The 17,633-nt window shown below is 40.0% G+C and carries 11 protein-coding genes and 1 tRNA gene; 10 read left to right on the top strand and 2 right to left on the bottom strand.

The genetic code is table 11. From position 1 onward, the window contains the following. From I2I33_RS14525 to I2I33_RS14555, 7 genes are all read left to right on the top strand, one after another. The gene (locus I2I33_RS14525) at positions 1 to 762 is read left to right on the top strand and encodes a DUF4843 domain-containing protein (RefSeq protein ID WP_162613687.1); all 762 of its coding nucleotides are present in this window, start codon (positions 1 to 3) and stop codon (positions 760 to 762) included. Between the two features lie 13 nt (positions 763 to 775). Continuing rightward, positions 776 to 2,404, top strand: a complete 1,629-nt coding sequence (locus I2I33_RS14530; protein ID WP_087419430.1) for a PKD-like family lipoprotein — start codon at positions 776 to 778, stop codon at positions 2,402 to 2,404. A gap of 116 nt (positions 2,405 to 2,520) precedes the next feature. Next, on the top strand, positions 2,521 to 4,845 hold the full coding sequence (locus I2I33_RS14535) for a S9 family peptidase (RefSeq protein WP_087419431.1): 2,325 nt from the start codon (positions 2,521 to 2,523) through the stop codon (positions 4,843 to 4,845). Between the two features lies 1 nt (position 4,846). Further along, the gene (locus I2I33_RS14540) at positions 4,847 to 7,156 is read left to right on the top strand and encodes a S9 family peptidase (protein WP_087419432.1); all 2,310 of its coding nucleotides are present in this window, start codon (positions 4,847 to 4,849) and stop codon (positions 7,154 to 7,156) included. 10 nt (positions 7,157 to 7,166) lie between these two features. Further along, positions 7,167 to 9,485: a S9 family peptidase gene (locus tag I2I33_RS14545; RefSeq protein WP_087419433.1), complete on the top strand. Its 2,319-nt coding sequence runs from the start codon at positions 7,167 to 7,169 to the stop codon at positions 9,483 to 9,485. Between the two features lie 188 nt (positions 9,486 to 9,673). Further along, on the top strand, positions 9,674 to 12,361 hold the full coding sequence (locus I2I33_RS14550; protein ID WP_229128312.1) for a S9 family peptidase: 2,688 nt from the start codon (positions 9,674 to 9,676) through the stop codon (positions 12,359 to 12,361). Between the two features lie 32 nt (positions 12,362 to 12,393). Then, positions 12,394 to 12,810: a lipocalin family protein gene (locus I2I33_RS14555; protein WP_087419435.1), complete on the top strand. Its 417-nt coding sequence runs from the start codon at positions 12,394 to 12,396 to the stop codon at positions 12,808 to 12,810. 11 nt (positions 12,811 to 12,821) lie between these two features. Here the strand turns inward: I2I33_RS14555 and I2I33_RS20345 are convergent, their stop codons facing one another. Further along, complete coding sequence (locus I2I33_RS20345) at positions 12,822 to 13,145, bottom strand: hypothetical protein (RefSeq protein WP_229128313.1); 324 nt, start codon at positions 13,143 to 13,145, stop codon at positions 12,822 to 12,824. Between the two features lie 264 nt (positions 13,146 to 13,409). After that, positions 13,410 to 13,484 (bottom strand) — tRNA-Val (locus I2I33_RS14565). Positions 13,485 to 13,765: 281 nt separating this feature from the next. On the opposite strand from I2I33_RS14565, the gene I2I33_RS14570 reads away from it, so the two are divergent. The 3 genes from I2I33_RS14570 (at position 13,766) to I2I33_RS14580 (ending at position 17,490) form a co-directional block, all read left to right on the top strand. Further along, positions 13,766 to 14,242, top strand: coding sequence for a Dps family protein (locus I2I33_RS14570; RefSeq protein WP_087419436.1), 477 nt, complete (start codon positions 13,766 to 13,768; stop codon positions 14,240 to 14,242). Between the two features lie 144 nt (positions 14,243 to 14,386). Beyond that, positions 14,387 to 16,711, top strand: coding sequence for a PAS domain-containing sensor histidine kinase (locus I2I33_RS14575; RefSeq protein WP_087419437.1), 2,325 nt, complete (start codon positions 14,387 to 14,389; stop codon positions 16,709 to 16,711). A 206-nt stretch (positions 16,712 to 16,917) separates the two neighbouring features. After that, positions 16,918 to 17,490: an RNA polymerase sigma factor gene (locus tag I2I33_RS14580; RefSeq protein ID WP_195666834.1), complete on the top strand. Its 573-nt coding sequence runs from the start codon at positions 16,918 to 16,920 to the stop codon at positions 17,488 to 17,490. Positions 17,491 to 17,633: the final 143 nt, after the last annotated feature.

Consider the following 17,633-nt stretch of genomic DNA (forward strand, 5'->3'; position numbering starts at 1 on the left):
ATGAAAAAAAATATATTGTTTTTATTTGCATGGATGTGCATGTTGGTTGCTTGTAGCGAGAAAGGAATCATGGAATATTCCGATAATACACTTTATGTATATTTTGCTACAGATGCAACGAAAGATAGTACAACGTATTCATTTAAAGCTTACCCTAGTGGAGAGATTCACGTGAAGATACCGATGAAATGCGACGGTGTTTGGGCGAGAGAGGATCAAGAATACACGGTGTCTGCAGACGAAAATTTTACTACGCTACCTTCCGATTTATATATATTGCCGGAGAAATGTGTTTTTCCGGCAGGGCAATTGCAGGACACGATTGAAATCGTGTTGTTGGATGGTGATATACTGAAAGAGAAAATGTGTCGGTTGATGTTGAAAGTGGACGAAACGGAATTTGTGAAAGAGGGAGAGGTTAATTACAGTCGTGCCATATTCTTGGTTTCTTCGAAGTTAGTTCGTCCTGTTTGGTGGACCGTGTGGGATGGCGGTTACGGTGGACCGGAGAATTTTTATAACATTGCGGAACAGATTTATTTAGGTGAATATTCGGAAACAAAATACACGATGTTTTTGGAGGAATTAGCAAAGGATGGGGTGGAGTTTGACGGCCAAAATAAATTGGTGTTGAAAAAGTATTCCTTACGATTGAAACGTCGAGTAGAGGAATTTAATAATGATCCCGAGAATATCGCTAATGGCAAAGTTCCATTAAAAGACGAGAATGGTAATAAAATAGTTATTCCCGCAGTTGGGTAAAAATGGATAGAGTATGAAAAAAAGTTTGATATATATTTTTATTCTGTTGTCAGTCATGGCTTGCTTGGATGATAAGAGCAACTATGACTACAAGGATTTGAATGACTTTGAAAATTGGGATCGTAATGGAGTAAGTAATGTCGCTGGTAGTTACACGTTATATCCCGGTGAAGAGATATTGCTTGAGCCGAAGGTTCGATTTTCTATTGATACGTTAAATCCAGATGCATCGTATGCTTGGTATTTGGGTGAAGAAGAGGAAATGACCTTATTGTCAGATCAGTTAAACTATACTTATAAGGCAGATCAGATCGGGAAATTTACTTTGTTGTTTTGTGCTACTGATAATAAAACGAATGTTACATTTACGAAAGAGCTTACCGTAAGTGTGGTTGCTTCATGGAAAAACGGTTGGATGATATTGTCTAGGTCTGCCGGTAATGAATCCCAGTTATCCATGATCCTGTCAAAAAAGCAGAGTATAAGCGAGATTGTTGATGGTAAGGAAGTATCCCGGGATACTGTTGTTTATGTGGGAGAAAATATAAATGTGGTACCGAGTTTGGGGCGGGGGCCTCGTAAGTTGGTTGAGAATTTCATCTATCCGACAGCAATCGGGATGCAGGTTGAAGATGAGGTCATGGTGTTGCAGGAAAGCGGACCGGTGGAGTTGGACGGAAATGAATTGACCCCGGTGGGATATGCAAGAAATGAATTTTTTGATGGGATTCCGGATCGTTTTGATCCAGTGGATGCCGTGTTGACATTTGACGGGAAGTGGCTTCTGAATTCTGATAATTACATTTATATGGCTAATCTTTCCGTTGCGATTGATCTGCATTCAGGATTCTATTTGAAAGATCCGTCGTTAAATGGGAAAAAGGTGAAGACGTTATTGCCATATTATAAAGGTGAAGATAATTATCTGATTGTTGGTATCGACGAAAATAATACGTATTTCGGGATAGTGAATGATGGAGAATGTATTTATAATACAACCGATTATGTGATAGGTCCCTTGAATAATGTGGGAGCTTGTGCGGAGTTTAGGGAGGATTACGAGAATGATCTTTTAAAAGAGGTAAAAGGAGATTTTATTTTTCATGCTTGGGCTAACGAGGCAAATTATTATACTCCGCCAGCCTATTTTTCAATTCTTGATCAAGATGGTGTGTATTTATGGCATTATTATGAATTGGATTATCGGGAGGAAAATGATAAATTCCGTTTGATGGAGGAAGGTAGTGAATCTGGTCAAATACCTGCTTCTATCATGGTTGATTATAAATGTATGGCTCTATTCCCTTGGCATGAATGGTTGCTTGTGGCTTCCAGTGATCGCTTACACTTTTATGATTATTGGGAAAATAGAATAATTAATTTGTCTTCTTTTCCGCACTTCAATTCGGAAATTGTAGGTCTTGCCGTGAAGGATTATGATTCATACTATGGTACGGTGAATGCTCATTTGGCGGTAGCATTGAAATCCGGGGAGGTTTATGTTTTTGAAGTAAAGTATGATAGCGAACTAGAGGTAATGGAATTAGTGGAGTTGTATCATAAAGACGGCTTCGGGGAGATTGTAGATATCGAATATAAGTTTGGTCAAGGAAATAAGCCGGGCGCATCTAGTATGTATTAAGCATGTTGTTTTAGTCGATAGAATTTCAAAGGGAGCTATGCTCCCTTTGGGTTCTCTTTTGTTGTTTGTAAAAGCGAGTGTGTTGCTAGTTAATCGTATGTAAATCATTTAATTGTATGAATAAGATATTGGTTTTGTTGTCATTATTATTGTTTACTTTGGGGGGAGAAGCTCAGCAGAAAGCAAATTATAAATTGGCAGAAAAGTTACGGAATGTTTCATTTGGTAGTTTAATCGGGAAGTATAGTATGAGCGTGTTTCCCAAACAGATTAACGATACGGATAAGTTCTGGTTCGAGTTCACCACAGAAGAGGGAAAGAATTTCTATTTTGTCGATCCGGCAAAAGGGGAGAAACGTTTGCTTTTTAATAATACGGATATTGCACAGGGGGTTAGTCTGATTACCCGGAAAGGCTATAATGAGAAGGATTTGAGAATCTCCAATATGGAATTTTCCAAAGATTTGACCAAAATGACCTTTTCTATGGATGGTCGTTATGAATTTGACTTTAAGACAAAGAAAGTACAGGCCTTGGAGAAAAAAGATCATTCAGAGGAGGATGACGAAGTGATTTATTCTTGGATGAGCTTTTCCCCGGATCGGAAATATATATTGTACGCGAAAGGTCATAACTTGTATATACGAGGTAATAAAGCTAAAGGCGTGGATACCACGGAAGTTCAGTTAACAACTGACGGGGAAAAATATTACTCCTTTGCCCGGGATCCGGAAGATGATCAAAAAGATGAAGCGGAAACAAATGCTCGTTGGTTTAAGGATTCCAGACATATTTACGTGGTACGTGAAGATAGCCGAAAGTTGAAAGATATGTTTGTTATTAATTCTTTGACTAAGCGTCCGACGTTGGAAACGTATCGGTATGAGATGCCGGGAGAGAAGGATTTATGCCAGTACGAATTGTGGATTATTGATATCGAGAAAAAAACTGCCAATCGGGTTTCGGCTGATAAATGGACAGATCAGTATATTCAGGTTCTCCAACCCGGAGAAAAAGGAGACAAGCTTTTCTTTCAGCGTTTTAAACGTACATGGGATGAAGTTGATATTTGCGTGGTAAACCCGGAGACATTGGAGGTGAAGGAGTTGATTCACGAGGTAGACAAACCTTACCGGGATTATCATATGCAGAATACGGTAATATTGAACGACGGGAAAGATATTTTGTTCCGTTCGGAGCGCACGGGCTGGGGACATTATTATCATTATGACGGAGAAGGACGTCTGAAGAATGTTATAACTTCAGGCCCTTGGGTGGCCGGACAGGTGGCTGCTATCGACACCGTGGGACGTACTATTTATTTGTATGGTTTCGGACGGGAGAAGGGGGTTGATCCTTACTATTATATGCTTTATAAGGCAAGTATCGATAAAGAAGGGGTTACCTTGCTGACACCGGAGAATGCTCAACATGGGGTTTCATTCTTATCTTCTAAACGTTATTTTGTGGATACTTATTCACGGGTGGATATGGAACCGAAAATTGTTTTGAAGAATAATCAAGGAAAGGTGATCATGGAATTGGCAAAACCCGATACCCGGCGTTTGAAGGAATTGGGATGGAGAGCCCCCGAACGTTTTACCGTGAAGGCAGCTGACGGTTTGACGGATATATATGGGATTATGTGGAAACCTGCTGATTTTGACCCGAACAAGAAATACCCGATTATTTCTTCCGTGTATCCCGGTCCGTTTTTCGAGTACGTGAACACTTCTTTCCGTGTGGATGATAGTTATAACATGAGGCTGGCTCAACTCGGTTTTATCGTGGTATCTATGGGACATCGGGGAGGAAGCCCGATGCGGGGTAAATTCTATCATCGTTACGGGTATGGAAAATTACGGGATTATCCTTTGGCAGACGATAAGTATGCCATCGAACAGTTAGCTGATCGATATGCTTATATTGATCTTTCCAAGGTGGGTATTTTCGGTCATTCCGGGGGTGGATTCATGTCAACTGCGGCACTCTGTACGTATCCGGATTTCTACACGGCAGCCGTGTCTTCCGCAGGAAATCATGATAATAATATTTTTAACCGGGGATGGTCTGAAATATATCACGGGGTGAAGGAAGCGGTCAAGACAGTGAAAGGGAAAGACGGGCAGGATAGTACGGTGTACACCTATTCATGTAAGGTCCCGACGAATATGGAATTGGTAAAACGTTTGAAAGGACATTTGTTGTTGGTGTCAGGAGATATGGATAAAAATGTGCATCCTGCTAATACATTGCGTATGGTGGATGCTTTGATTAAGGCAAAGAAGAATTTCGAAATGATCGTGTTGCCGGGTAACGGGCATGGTTTCGGGGGAAAGGCAGATGCTTTCTTTGAGCGTAAATTGTGGTATCATTTTGCGAAATATTTGTTAGGGGACGAGAGTACGATGGAAGATGTAGAATTGCAAATAGAGAATTAAGATGAACAAGATAATAATATGCGTGGTGTTGATTGTCGGTTCCTTGTTGGCGAACGGACAACAAAAGGCAAATTATGAGTTGGCGGAACGATATAAGAAACATGAAATCGTGGGAATTTCAGGTAATAGCATGGCGATCCATCCTGAATTTATCAATAATTCCGATCGTTTTTGGTATTCTTTCTCGGATAGTAACGGGAAAAGATATTATTACGTGGACCCGGCGAAGAAACTAAAACGATTGTTGTTTGATAACGATGATTTATTGGCCCAGATAAGTAGAGAAACTCGTAAGGCATACAATTCAAAGGATTTATCCTTACATTCTATCGAGTTCGATAAGAAGGAACGTTCATTTACCTTTGAGTTTGATGAGGCGAAGTATCAATACACGATCAAAACCGGGAAAGTGGAAAAGATTGATTCCTTGAAACCATGGTCCGGTTGGGCTTCGTGGATGAAGTATTCTCCGGATAGTTTATATATCTTGTATTGTAAAAATCACAATTTGTACGTGATGGGCAACAAGAATAAGGGACAGGATTCCACGGAAGTACAATTAACTTTTGATGCAGAAAAGAATTTTACTTTTGCTAAAGAGATGGATGAATCCGATGAAGAGGTAGAAGCTGTTGCTGAATGGTTTAAAGATTCAAAGAAAATCTATGCGGTGAGAGAGGATGCTCGAAAGGTGAAAGACTTGTATCTGATTAATAGCCTGTCACAACCTCGTCCCACGTTGAAAACTTACAAGTATGATATGCCGGGCGATAAGGAAATATCGCAGAGTGAGTTGTTGGTGATAGACGTGGAAACGAAGAAGATTACCAAGTTTAATATTGACAGATGGCTGGATCAGTATTTTGAAGTGCTGTATGCAAGTAAAGATTCGGAAAGAATTTATTTTGAACGGACAAACCGAGCGTATAATGAAAAAGAACTATGTGTTGTAAACGTGCTTACCGGGGAAGTAAAGGTGTTGGTTCATGAGGTTGACAAGCCGTTTATGGATTTTAAGATGGTGAGTATCTCCATCCTAAACGATGGTAAGGATATCGTGTACCGCTCTGAACGTAGCGGCTGGGGACATTATTATTTATATGACGGGGAGGGGAATTTGAAAAATGAAATTACTTCCGGGGATTGGGTGGCCGGTCCGATATGTGAGATTGACACGGTAGGACGTGCGCTCTATTTTTACGCCTTGGGTAAGGATGAGAATATAGATCCGTATTACTATACATTGTGCAGAGCCAGTTTGGATAAACCAAATTCTGTCGAGCAACTGACATTTGATAATGTAACTCATACTGTGGATTGGTCTAAAACGTTTAATTATTTTATTGATACTTATCAACGGGTAGATTTGGAACCTCACGTAGTTCTGCGTAACAAGCATGGGAAAAAGATCATGGATTTGGAGAAGGCCGATATTTCCCGAATGCAAGAGATGGGGTGGAAAGCTCCGGAACGTTTTAAAGTAAAAGCGGCAGATGGCGTTACGGATTTGTACGGCGTGATGTGGAAGCCATTTGATTTTGATTCCACGAAACATTATCCCATAATATCTTCCGTTTATCCGGGTCCTTTTTACGAGTATGTGCCAACTCAGTTTGATTTTATTCATGGTCGTAATACTCAATTGGCACAACTTGGATTCATTGTTATTGCCGTAGGACACCGGGGAGGTTCACCAATGCGGGGAAAATATTACCATACCTATGGTTTTGGAAACTTGCGAGACTATCCTTTGGCGGATGATAAATATGCTATCGAGCAATTGGTCGATCGCTATTCTTATATTGATGCTACGCGAGTGGGGATTTTTGGACATTCGGGAGGTGGTTTTATGTCGACGGCAGCCATCTGCACGTATCCTGACTTTTATAAAGCAGCTGTTGCAGCTGCCGGTAATCATGATAACTACATTTATAACAAATGGTTTACCGAAACACATAATGGTGCGACAGAGGAAAAGAAGGTGATCACGGATAGCGTGAATGGAGATCGTACGGAGTACACGTATAAGTTCCGGGTGAATACCAATATTGATTTGGCAAAGAATTATAAAGGCGGTTTGTTGCTTGTCACAGGTGATATGGATGACAATGTACATCCGGCGCATACTTACCGTATGGCAGATGCTTTGATAAAAGCTGGGAAGAATTTCGATATGTTGGTTTTGCCGGGACAGGATCATGGATTTTCCGGGGCCGCAGAGCTATTCTTTGAACGGAAGTTGTGGGCTCATTTTGCAAAATATTTGTTGGGAGATTCTTCTGCGGATTACAAAAGTTCAATTGGAAATTAGGACATAGAAAATGAATAGGATAATTATTTTATTGGGATTCATCGCCTTTCATGTTACGAGTTTTGCACAACAAAAGGCAAATTACGAATTGGCGGAACGTATGCGGGAAATTACGCAAGCTCCGATCTCAAAGAATACATTGCTTATAAGACCAACTTTTATAAAAGGGAGTGATTGTTTTTACTACTCTTTTCAAACAGGAGAAGGGAAGAAATATTATTGGGTGGATCCGAAACGGAAAGAGAAGAGGTTGTTGTTCGATAATGCTGAGCTGGTGTCTAAGGTGAGTGAGATGACGAGAAAGCCTTACAATCATAGAAATTTTGACATCGAGGTGAAGTTCTTGGATGAGGAAACGTTTAAATTTTATCTTGATCGTCAGGATTATACTTATAATATTCGGACGAAGGAGTTGAAGCTTTGGAAAGCGAAAAAACAATTTACGTCAGATCCTTATTGGATGTATTATTCTGCGGATAGTGCTTATATGTTGTTTGCCAAACGTCATAATTTGTATTTGGTGGGTAATCCGGCGAAAGGTAAGGATACGACAGAAGTGCAGCTTACGTTTGATGGCGAGAAGAATTATTCATTGAACCGGGAAGATGAAGGGGAATTGGATGGGCGTTTCCTTTGTGAAGCTAAGTGGTTTAAAAGGGGGAATAAATTTTATGCTTTGCGAGAGGATTCTCGTAAAGTGAACGATATGTGGGTGGTGGATGTACTTGCAGAACCTCGTCCTAAGTTGGAGACCTATAAATACGAGATGGCAGGTGATAAACATGTTATTCAATATAGCCTGATTATCGGGGATGCCGATACACGGCAAGTGCGGGAGATTGATATTAATCGCTGGCCGGATCAATATGTAGATGTTGTTTATAGCAGTAATGACGGGAAACGTCTTTATCTTCAGAGGTATAAGCGCACGTGGGATGAAGCAGATATTTGTATGGTGAACGTGGAGACCGGGGAGGTAAAATCGCTTATCCATGAGAAAAATAAACCTTATTTGGATTATCAGATGAGGAGTATTACTTTCTTGAATGACGGAAATGAGATATTATTCCGTTCGGAACGTAGTGGTTGGGGGCACTATTATTTGTACGACAAGGATGGAAATTTGAAAAATCAGGTTACCTCGGGAGCTTGGGTTGCTAGTCCTTTGCTACAAGTGGATACGGTTCGCCGTCAGATATATTTCTATGCGTATGGACGGAAGGAGGGGGTGGATCCTTATTACTATATCTTGTATCGGGCAGATTTGGACAAGGAGAATGCATTGACTTGTTTAACTCCGGAAAATGCGACTCATAATATAACGTTATCTCCTTCTTGCGATTATTACGTGGATGGATATTCACGGGTGGATATGGAACCGAAAAACGTTGTTCGAAATCGGAAAGGGAAAATTATCATGACGCTGGAGGACCCGGATTTGGATCGCTTGTACGAGATGGGATGGCGGGCTCCGGAGCGTTTTTCGGTGAAAGCTGCTGATGGGGTTACCGATTTGTACGGGGTGATGTGGAAACCTGCGGATTTTGATTCTACAAAATTGTATCCGATTATTTCCTGCGTGTATCCCGGACCATTTTTCGAGTATGTCCCGACACGTTTTACCATCAATGACGAGTTGAATACCCGATTGGCACAACTTGGTTTTATTGTTATCACCGTGGGACACCGGGGATGTTCTCCCATGCGAGGCAAATATTATCATACTTTCGGGTATGGCAATCAACGGGATTATCCTTTGGCTGACGATAAGTACGTGATAGAGCAGTTGGCTGATCGTTATTCTTTTATTAACCGGAAGAAAGTTGGTATTTATGGTCACTCCGGGGGAGGTTTTATGGCAGCTGCAGCCATTTGTACGTATCCTGATTTTTATTCGGCAGCTGTTGCGTCTGCTGGTAATCATGATAATAACATGTATAATAAAGGATGGGTCGAGATTCATTATGGCGTGCAGGAACGTAAAAAAATGGTGAAAGATTCTCTTGGTAATGAGCATGAGGAAATTACATATTACACGTCCAGCAAAACAAATATGGATTTGGCTAAGAATTATAAAGGAGGTTTGTTGCTTGTGACAGGAGATATGGATAATACGGTTCATCCTGCACATACGATGAAAATGGCAGATGCCCTTATTAAAGCGGGAAAGGATTTTGATATGCTGGTATTACCCGGTAATAGACATGGATACCGGGGTATGGCGGAATATTTTTATGAACGGAAATTATGGCATCATTTTGCCCGGTTTCTTTTAGGGGATTCGTCTGCCGATTATCAGACAGATTTGGATTATTTTATGAAGAGATAAATTCGTATTGTATATTTAAATGTAAAACACAAGATATTTTATTGTGAGGCTAAAATTTAGTCATTGTTTTCATGAACTTTTTGCTCGTGCAGGAAGTTTTTGCTCCTTCTTCTATGGCAATAATCTGGAAAAGGGAAAAACATGAATCGGTCAAGGAGTTAATAATCTTTTTAATGAAATAGTATATGATGAAATTTGTAATAATTTTTTTGTTGGTATTCTCCGGTAATGTAGGATGGTCTCAAAAAAGAGCTTTGGATACAGCGGCATATAAGTTATGGCGAAGGGTAGATGCTCCTAATATTTCGGAAGATGGGAAATGGGTGACTTATCATTTCGTACATATTGACTCAAAATATGATACATTACCTCGGGTGACTTATCTGTATAACCCGGAAAAAAATATCAAGGTGGAACTGCAACACGTGGTTAGACCTTCATTTTTCGCAAACGGGAAATGGTTGCGCTATACGGTAACGGCTCCAGAGGCGGATTCCTGTGCTTGCGATTCGACCTTTTTGTTGCGTTTGCGGGATATGAAAAAGATATATTGGGACCGGGAATATGATTTTAACGAATATAATACTTCGGAGTTGATCACGTATTCTTACCCGATAGATAAAAAATCCCCGAAATACAGGCGATTTGTCATTAGGAATATTGGGAACTGCGACTCTATCGTGATGGATAGTGTGGAAAATTGCACGCTGTTGAGGGGGCATAAAGCAATGGTTTATATCAAAAATCATGGAGAGTACAAATCTTTGTGCTATCGTCCCTTGAAAGGAAAATCTGTTGTTATTTTTTCTGATAAGAAACTTTTATTAAAAGATTATTCATTAGCACATGATCAATTGGGAGGAACGTTCACGGTGGCCTCGGATACATCAAAAATGAATAATCCCGATCTTTTTTATTCTTTTTCTATCCCGAAGGGAGAGTGTCGGCTTTTGGTGGATTGGGATGATGTGCAATTCCCGAAAAATTATGTTTGGCGAAGTAGGGCTTATCGTTTATCCAATGACGGAAAGCGTGTTATCTTGGATGGGGATACGATTTTGCCGGTACCGGAGAAAAAACGGGAAAAAAAAGATACTCGTTTCGAGCTAGAATTATGGACTTGGAATGATGAGATTTCATCTTTGCAGCAAAGAGAAGGAAATTATAGGTCCAGTAACGTGAGACTCGCCTATAATTTGGATACAAAAATTTGTTGCCGGGTGACGAGTCAGAATATGGAAAAATTGATTTTGCCAGAAGGAAATAAGTACGACTATGCTTTTGCATTGGACAAAACTCCTTACAGACGTTTTTCGGACTGGAAAAATGATATTAATGCGGATATTTATCTGATTGACCTAAATACGGGAAAAACTATTCTCTTTGAGCGAAATTCCTACACGGAACCGGAATGGAGTCCGAACGGTAAATATGCATTATGGTATAATGCTTTGGAAAAAGTCTGGTATAAAATTGATCCGAGGACCTGTCAACGGGTAGATCTCTCGAAAGAGATAGGCTATCCTGTCCACAATGAATTACATGATTTGCCGAAACCAGCGGAAGCATACGGCATTGCGGGATGGTCGAAAGATGGTAATCGGGTTGTGCTGTATGACCGCTATGATATGTGGGTAATAGATTTGGCGGGGGAAAAGCCTGTTTATTCGTTGACAGGCGGTTATGGAAGGGCTACAAATCGGCAATTCCGTTGGTTAAAAGATGATTATGGGGATAAAATTATTGATTTCGAAAATGGATTTCTGATGACTTCCGTGAATTTAGAAAATCGGGATGAAGGAATTTATCACTTCCAGTCTAATGGGAAATTGAAAAAATTGATGGAAGGTCCTTATTCAGTCACGGTGAATCAAAAATCAGAAAATCAGAAATACTGTATATTTACTCGGCAGGGGTACACGGAATTTCGGGATTTGTGGTGGAGTGATTTGGCATTTACTCGCCCGGTAAAGATAACAAATACTAATCCGCAACAGGAGAATTATTTTTGGGGATCGGTGAAGTTGGTCGAATGGACAAACTTCGAAGGAAAAAGAAATCGGGGACTACTATATTTGCCGGAGGATTACGACCCATCGAAACGTTATCCGGTTATCGTGAATTTTTACGAAACACACACGGAGACTTTGCATAACTATATCGTACCGTTTTGGTGTAGTGGTATGCTTAACGTGATTTCTTACGTGAGCAATGGTTATGTGGTATTCATGCCGGATATCCATTTTACAGTGGGCGCTCCGGGTGAGAGTAGCTATAATGCTGTCGTTAGTGGCACTGAAATGCTTATTGACCGGGGAATAGCTGATAAGGATAGAATCGGGATACAAGGGCATAGTTGGTCCGGTTATCAAGTGGCTTACTTGGTGACTCGTACAAATATGTTTGCCTGTGCCAGTCCGGGGGCAGCCGTGTCCAGCATGGTTTCTGCCTATACAGGAATTCGTACGGGAAGCGGGATGCCTCGAATGTTCATGTATGAGGAAACGCAAAGCCGTTTGGGTAAATCTTTGTGGGAGGACAAAGAAATGTATCTTCGTCACTCGCCCATTTTGAATGCGGATAAGATACAGACTCCATTATTGATTTTTCATTGTGACGGGGATGAGGCTGTCCCCTATGCTGAAGGATTGAATTTATTCCTTGCCATGCGACGTTTACAGAAGCCTGCTTGGTTGCTAAATTATAAGGGAGAACGCCATTTCTTATTCAACAAAGCTGCAGAGGTGGATTGGACAATTCGTTTACAACAATTCTTTGATCATTATTTAAAAGGAGATCCCGAACCCCGATGGATGAGGGAAGGGATTCACGCTAACGAGCGTGGAATAGATCAAAAGTATGATTTGGTAAAATGATTTTTGAAATAGTAATTTTAATTTAGAATAGTATGAAAAATTTGTTTTGTATAGGTTTAATCTTGTTATGTTTAGCTTGTGGCAGTGATCCGCAAAAAGAGATGGAAAAGAAAATTGTTGGAGAATGGTGTAATCCTTATACTTACGAGTCGACAGGAGAGCTGAAAGGTTTTCATTTCAAAAAAGGGGGAGTATGTGAAGCGATTAATATTCCTTCGTTGGATCTGAAAACATGGAGTATTCAAGATGGTTATTTATTGATAAAAGGTTTTAGCCTTGAGGAAGATGGGAAAAAAGAGGTTTACGAGACGAAGGAAAAGATCGATCTTTTAAGTCCCGATACGTTGAGTCTCGTGGCACGTGAATCCAATCCTCGCCTTATCTTTCTTTATTTGAATACGAAGATTATTAAAGAACGAGTTGCTGTAGATACGATGTCTTGGGAATAGTATTTCTTGTATTAACGATAGACGATAGAAAAGAAGTTCAAAATGTTGTACCCTTGAAAAGTTCGTGTTCGACTTTTTGGGGTACAATCCCTCTCGTGGAGTCGTATAGAAACGTGGGAGAAATTACACCCGGTTTGAAGTTCGAAGACCTTACCGCCATGACATACTCGACGACCACGAAAACCGTTACTCACGTCACCACGTGTCTCGTTATGAAGATCACGTTCCGATAACATTAAACTCTCTAAACCTTGTTTGACCAAGCCTTGTAAACCTAGTTCCCCGTTTGTGATTTCGGAAATTATTTCCGAGATTTGTTCATGTGTAAATTCCATAATAATTCATTTTTGAAAATTGCATTACAAAAATAATCAATTCGGAATTTACACACTTTTTGAAACACTATCTCATGACAGCTTTTTGCCAAAGAGTAACCTCATTCTAGCAAAAAATGCCGGGGTTACTTTTAAGTTACTTTCTCCACGTGCAAATGGGCATTATTCAGTCAAAAATTGGCGGGGATGAAAGAAAAAAGTCTTGTAAACCCGATGATTTACAAGACTTTGGCATTTTTTTATCGCCTTTTGGCGTTTGTTCCGTGGGCGCTGAGGGATTCGAACCCCCGACCCTCTGGGTGTAAACCAGATGCTCTGAACCAGCTGAGCTAAGCGCCCGTGTTGCTTGATTGCGGATGCAAATGTAGTGCAATTTTTGAACTCTGCAAAAGATTGACAGATTTTTTTCGAAAAAAATGAAGTTACTGGTAAACTTGAAGACGAAGAGATATTTTTTTTAATGAAATTGTGGTATTTTGGAATTGTAATATGCTGTAAATCATTATTTATAAATTTATTAAATCTATTTATAAAAACAATCAATTTGATTTATATTATTATATATTCTATATTTGTATCAGAAAAATAAGGAGAATAGTAATAAATAAAAATCAAATAATATGAAAACACTAAATTTAATCGGATTAGACAAAGAGAAATCAAAAGAGTTAGTAAACCATTTGAATGATTTGTTGGCAAATTACCAAATATTTTACCAGAATTTGAGAGGATTCCACTGGAACGTGAAAGGAAGTAACTTCTTCGAGTTACATGCTAAGTTTGAAGAGTACTATAATGATGCTATCGAGAAGGTGGACGAGATTGCTGAACGCGTGCTTACGTTGGAGGGTACCCCGTTACATTCGTATTCCGCTTACATGAAACAGGCTGAGATTAAAGAGGTAACAGGGGTTTCCGACGGGAATCGTTGTGTGAAGGAGATTGTGGGGAATTTGGGGATATTGATCAGGAAAGAACGTGAAATATTGGCTTTGGCCGCAGAAATCGGTGATGATGGAACTCAAGATATGATTAATCCTTACATTTCCGAGCAAGAAAAGAATTTATGGATGCTACGTGCATATTTAAGTGAATAAGTTTAAGTTTTAATTTGTACCTAGGGAGCCGTGCTGTTATCAGCACGGTTTTTTTATTTCGGCTATAGCCCGATGAAGGGATTGTTTGGTGATTTATTATTGTTATATTTGCGATATATTGCGTAAAAATTAAATCATATTGTCATGTGGGGATATATTATTGCCGGAGTAGTGATTCTAGGAAACCTTGTGTTCTTTTTTTCTCGTAGGAGAAAAATCTCTATTTCACGAGAGAATATGGAAAGTATTATGGCAGAAAAGGTTATTGCCTCTGTCCCCGACATGATTTTCATGGTAGATAACCAGTTTAATATACAAAAAATTTATAATGCAGATCCTGTGAAACTTTCTTTACCGGTGGAGGCATTGATTGGTCGGAATTTGAAGGATTGTGTTGATCCCCCGTTTGTAGACATCGTGATATCCAATTTGCGGGAAGCGTTGATTTCGGATAAAGTGTACGAGGTGGAGTATACCGTGTCGGTTCATGGTAAGATAACCTATTACGAGGGGCGGTTCAAGCGTGTACAGGAAAATTTGGTGGCTTGTTTTGAACGGGATATTACGGGACGAAAAAAGAACGAGGTCGCGATAAAACAGAATCAGCGATTGTTGAATGCGGTGCTGGACAATATGCCAATGCCTCTGATCATAAAGGATATAGATGATGATTTGAAGTATGTTTTCTGGAATAAGCAGTGTGAGTTACAGGGTGGATACTCTCGGGAAGAAATTATCGGTAAGACTGATATAGAGGTATATGGAAAGGAACGAGGCGAGCATTACCGGGATGTTGATTTTAAAATTATTGAAGAAGGAAATTCTTATCAAGTGCAAGAAGTGTACGAGACTCCTGACGGCGGGAGACACGTTTCTATCGTGAATAAAAATGTGGTATCCAATGATGTGCATCATTGGTTGCTGGCTACTCGCTGGGATATAACAGATCTTATTCGTATACAAGAGCAACTTCAAGAGGTGAATCAGCAATTGCGGATGGCTTTCTCGGTTACGAACACGGTTCCGATGGTTTGGGATTTGGAAGAAGACTTAATCCGGTTTAAATATCCTGAATTTAAGGTTGGAAATAAAGGTTTTTGTAAAGAACGGGATGGTCAGTCCTCGTTAGAGGCTGTCGGTAATATGCATCCGGATGACCGGGAAGTTATGTCTCAGCTTTTTGCGGATATAAAGGCCGGGAAAATAGATAATTTGCATCGGGAGATTCGTTATGATGTTTTGGGGCTATATGAAGATTACTATGATTTGTATTTGACGGTTGAGAAAAAGGATATTGCAGGAAAACCTCTGCGGGTTGTCGGGACGTTACGAAATATAACCGAGAGTAAGCTATACGAGAAAACCTTGATGGAAGCGAAACAAAATGTGGAGAAGATTCAGGAGATCAACCAGCTTATTCTTGATCATTCAAATAATGGATTAGTATATCTTCACCCGGATTACATGATCGAGTGGGAGAACTTGGCCCAGTATTCCGAGCATCCGCTAGCCGGTAGGTATAAAGCCGGGTTGTGTTGCTACAAAAGTGTAATGCATCGGGATTCTCCTTGCCCGGGTTGTGTGATGCAGAAGGCGTTGGAGACGGGAAAACGGGAAATGAAGGAAGTTACTTTTGATGACGGGTTTACGGTGGAGATCACGGCCACGCCTGTTTATGATATAAAGAACGAGAGGCAGATTCGGGGAGTTGTGTTGAAATACGAGGATGTTTCCGAACGCACCCGGGTTGCTAATGAATGGAAACGGGCGAAGGAAGCGGCAGAGATGTCCGATCGATTGAAGTCAATGTTCCTCTCTAACATGAGTCACGAGATTCGTACTCCGTTGAATGCTATCGTGGGATTCAGTGAATTACTGGTTAACACGGATGATCCGAAGGATAAAGAGGAGTACATGGCTATTATTAATCGAAATAATGAGTTACTGTTACAGTTGATTAGTGATATTCTGGATTTGTCAAAGATTGAGGCGGGAACGTTGGAATTTATTTATGATATGGTCGATATAAACGAGATGCTGCGGGGATTGGAAATGAGTTATCGCCAGAAGATCGCGGAACATCCCGGTATTGATATTTCTTTCACTTCCCATGTGAATGAATGTGTTGTTTACACGGAAAAGAACCGGGTGATGCAGGTGATTTCGAATTTTCTGAATAACGCGCTTAAATTTACCAGCGAGGGACACATCCATTTTGGTTATGAAGAGCAAGCGAATGGATTGCGTTTCTTTGTTTCAGACACGGGAAAAGGGATTCCGTCAGAAAAACAGGCTGAAATCTTCAAACGTTTTGTCAAATTGGATAGTTTTACCAACGGAACGGGGTTGGGGTTGGCTATTTGCCAAACAATTGTCCGTAAGCTGGGGGGTGAGATCGGGGTTCTTTCCGAGGAAGGCAAAGGAAGTACTTTCTGGTTCACTTTACCTGTTAGGCCGGGAAACAGTTAGTAGCGACGTTCCCCAAATATCCCACGTGCTTTCTCTGCGTGATCGTTTTTCTCTTTTATCCCGCATATAAATAAAAATTATCAGAGACAAAAGTGAGGTTAAAAAGGAAGTTTTGTTTTAGATTTTATTATTTTTGAAAAATCAATTTAATGGATGCGATAGGTGGTTTTTAAGTAGGGAGTATTTTGTATTGTTAAGCTAATACGATGGAAAATAGTCAGAAATATTATGAAATAGAAATATTGACTAGAGAGCTAAAAGAAGGAAAAGAAGCTGCCTTTGATTACCTTTTCAGAACTCGCTACAAAAACCTGTGTCGTTTTGCAGCCACGTTTGTCGTGCAGTTTGACGTGGCGGAAGACATTGTGCAGGAAGTTTTTGAAAAGATCTGGAAAAAAAGTACTCAGATAGACGAGAGGGAGTCTATTGATAGTTATTTGTTTGTTGCCGTGCGTAATGCTTGTTTTACATTTTTGAAGAATAAACGGGAACGTGTTGATCTGGAGGATGTGAAACAAAATTTAAAGGTTTCGGAAGAAGTCGTAGAATTTGAAACGCCGGAATTGAACCGTTTGTGGGGAGAGATTGAGAATTTACCTTTGCAATGTAAAGTTGTTTTTAAACTGGTGATTCTAGAAGATATGAAATACAAGGACGTGGCTGACTCGTTAGGAATTTCGGTCAACACGGTAAAAACACAAATGAAAATCGCTTACAAGACCTTGCGGGAAAAATTGAAACAGGAACAATTCTCTTTATTACTGGAAATTCCAATGTAATTGACCCCTAGAATCCAACTTAAATTGCCCCCCTTTAAATTTTCCCCAGAAATAGCCAGATCATCCCTTTATACACGTGCATAAAATTCTACAGGTATGCCATTATTATTATTAAATTTTATTCACAAATATAGTGATTTTAT

The sequence above is a fragment of the Butyricimonas sp. BSD2780061689_150309_C8 genome (genome assembly GCF_015560935.1).
Lineage (GTDB): Bacteria > Bacteroidota > Bacteroidia > Bacteroidales > Marinifilaceae > Butyricimonas > Butyricimonas paravirosa.

Bases quoted from the DNA above. Each gene is read 5' to 3' on its own strand.
- I2I33_RS14525 (WP_162613687.1), top strand. From the start codon at position 1: ATGAAAAAAAATATATTGTTTTTATTTGCATGGATGTGCATGTTGGTT.
- I2I33_RS14530 (WP_087419430.1), top strand. From the start codon at position 776: ATGAAAAAAAGTTTGATATATATTTTTATTCTGTTGTCAGTCATGGCT.
- I2I33_RS14535 (WP_087419431.1), top strand. From the start codon at position 2,521: ATGAATAAGATATTGGTTTTGTTGTCATTATTATTGTTTACTTTGGGG.
- I2I33_RS14540 (WP_087419432.1), top strand. From the start codon at position 4,847: ATGAACAAGATAATAATATGCGTGGTGTTGATTGTCGGTTCCTTGTTG.
- I2I33_RS14545 (WP_087419433.1), top strand. From the start codon at position 7,167: ATGAATAGGATAATTATTTTATTGGGATTCATCGCCTTTCATGTTACG.
- I2I33_RS14550 (WP_229128312.1), top strand. From the start codon at position 9,674: ATGAAATTTGTAATAATTTTTTTGTTGGTATTCTCCGGTAATGTAGGA.
- I2I33_RS14555 (WP_087419435.1), top strand. From the start codon at position 12,394: ATGAAAAATTTGTTTTGTATAGGTTTAATCTTGTTATGTTTAGCTTGT.
- I2I33_RS20345 (WP_229128313.1), bottom strand. From the start codon at position 13,145: ATGGAATTTACACATGAACAAATCTCGGAAATAATTTCCGAAATCACA.
- I2I33_RS14570 (WP_087419436.1), top strand. From the start codon at position 13,766: ATGAAAACACTAAATTTAATCGGATTAGACAAAGAGAAATCAAAAGAG.
- I2I33_RS14575 (WP_087419437.1), top strand. From the start codon at position 14,387: ATGTGGGGATATATTATTGCCGGAGTAGTGATTCTAGGAAACCTTGTG.
- I2I33_RS14580 (WP_195666834.1), top strand. From the start codon at position 16,918: ATGGAAAATAGTCAGAAATATTATGAAATAGAAATATTGACTAGAGAG.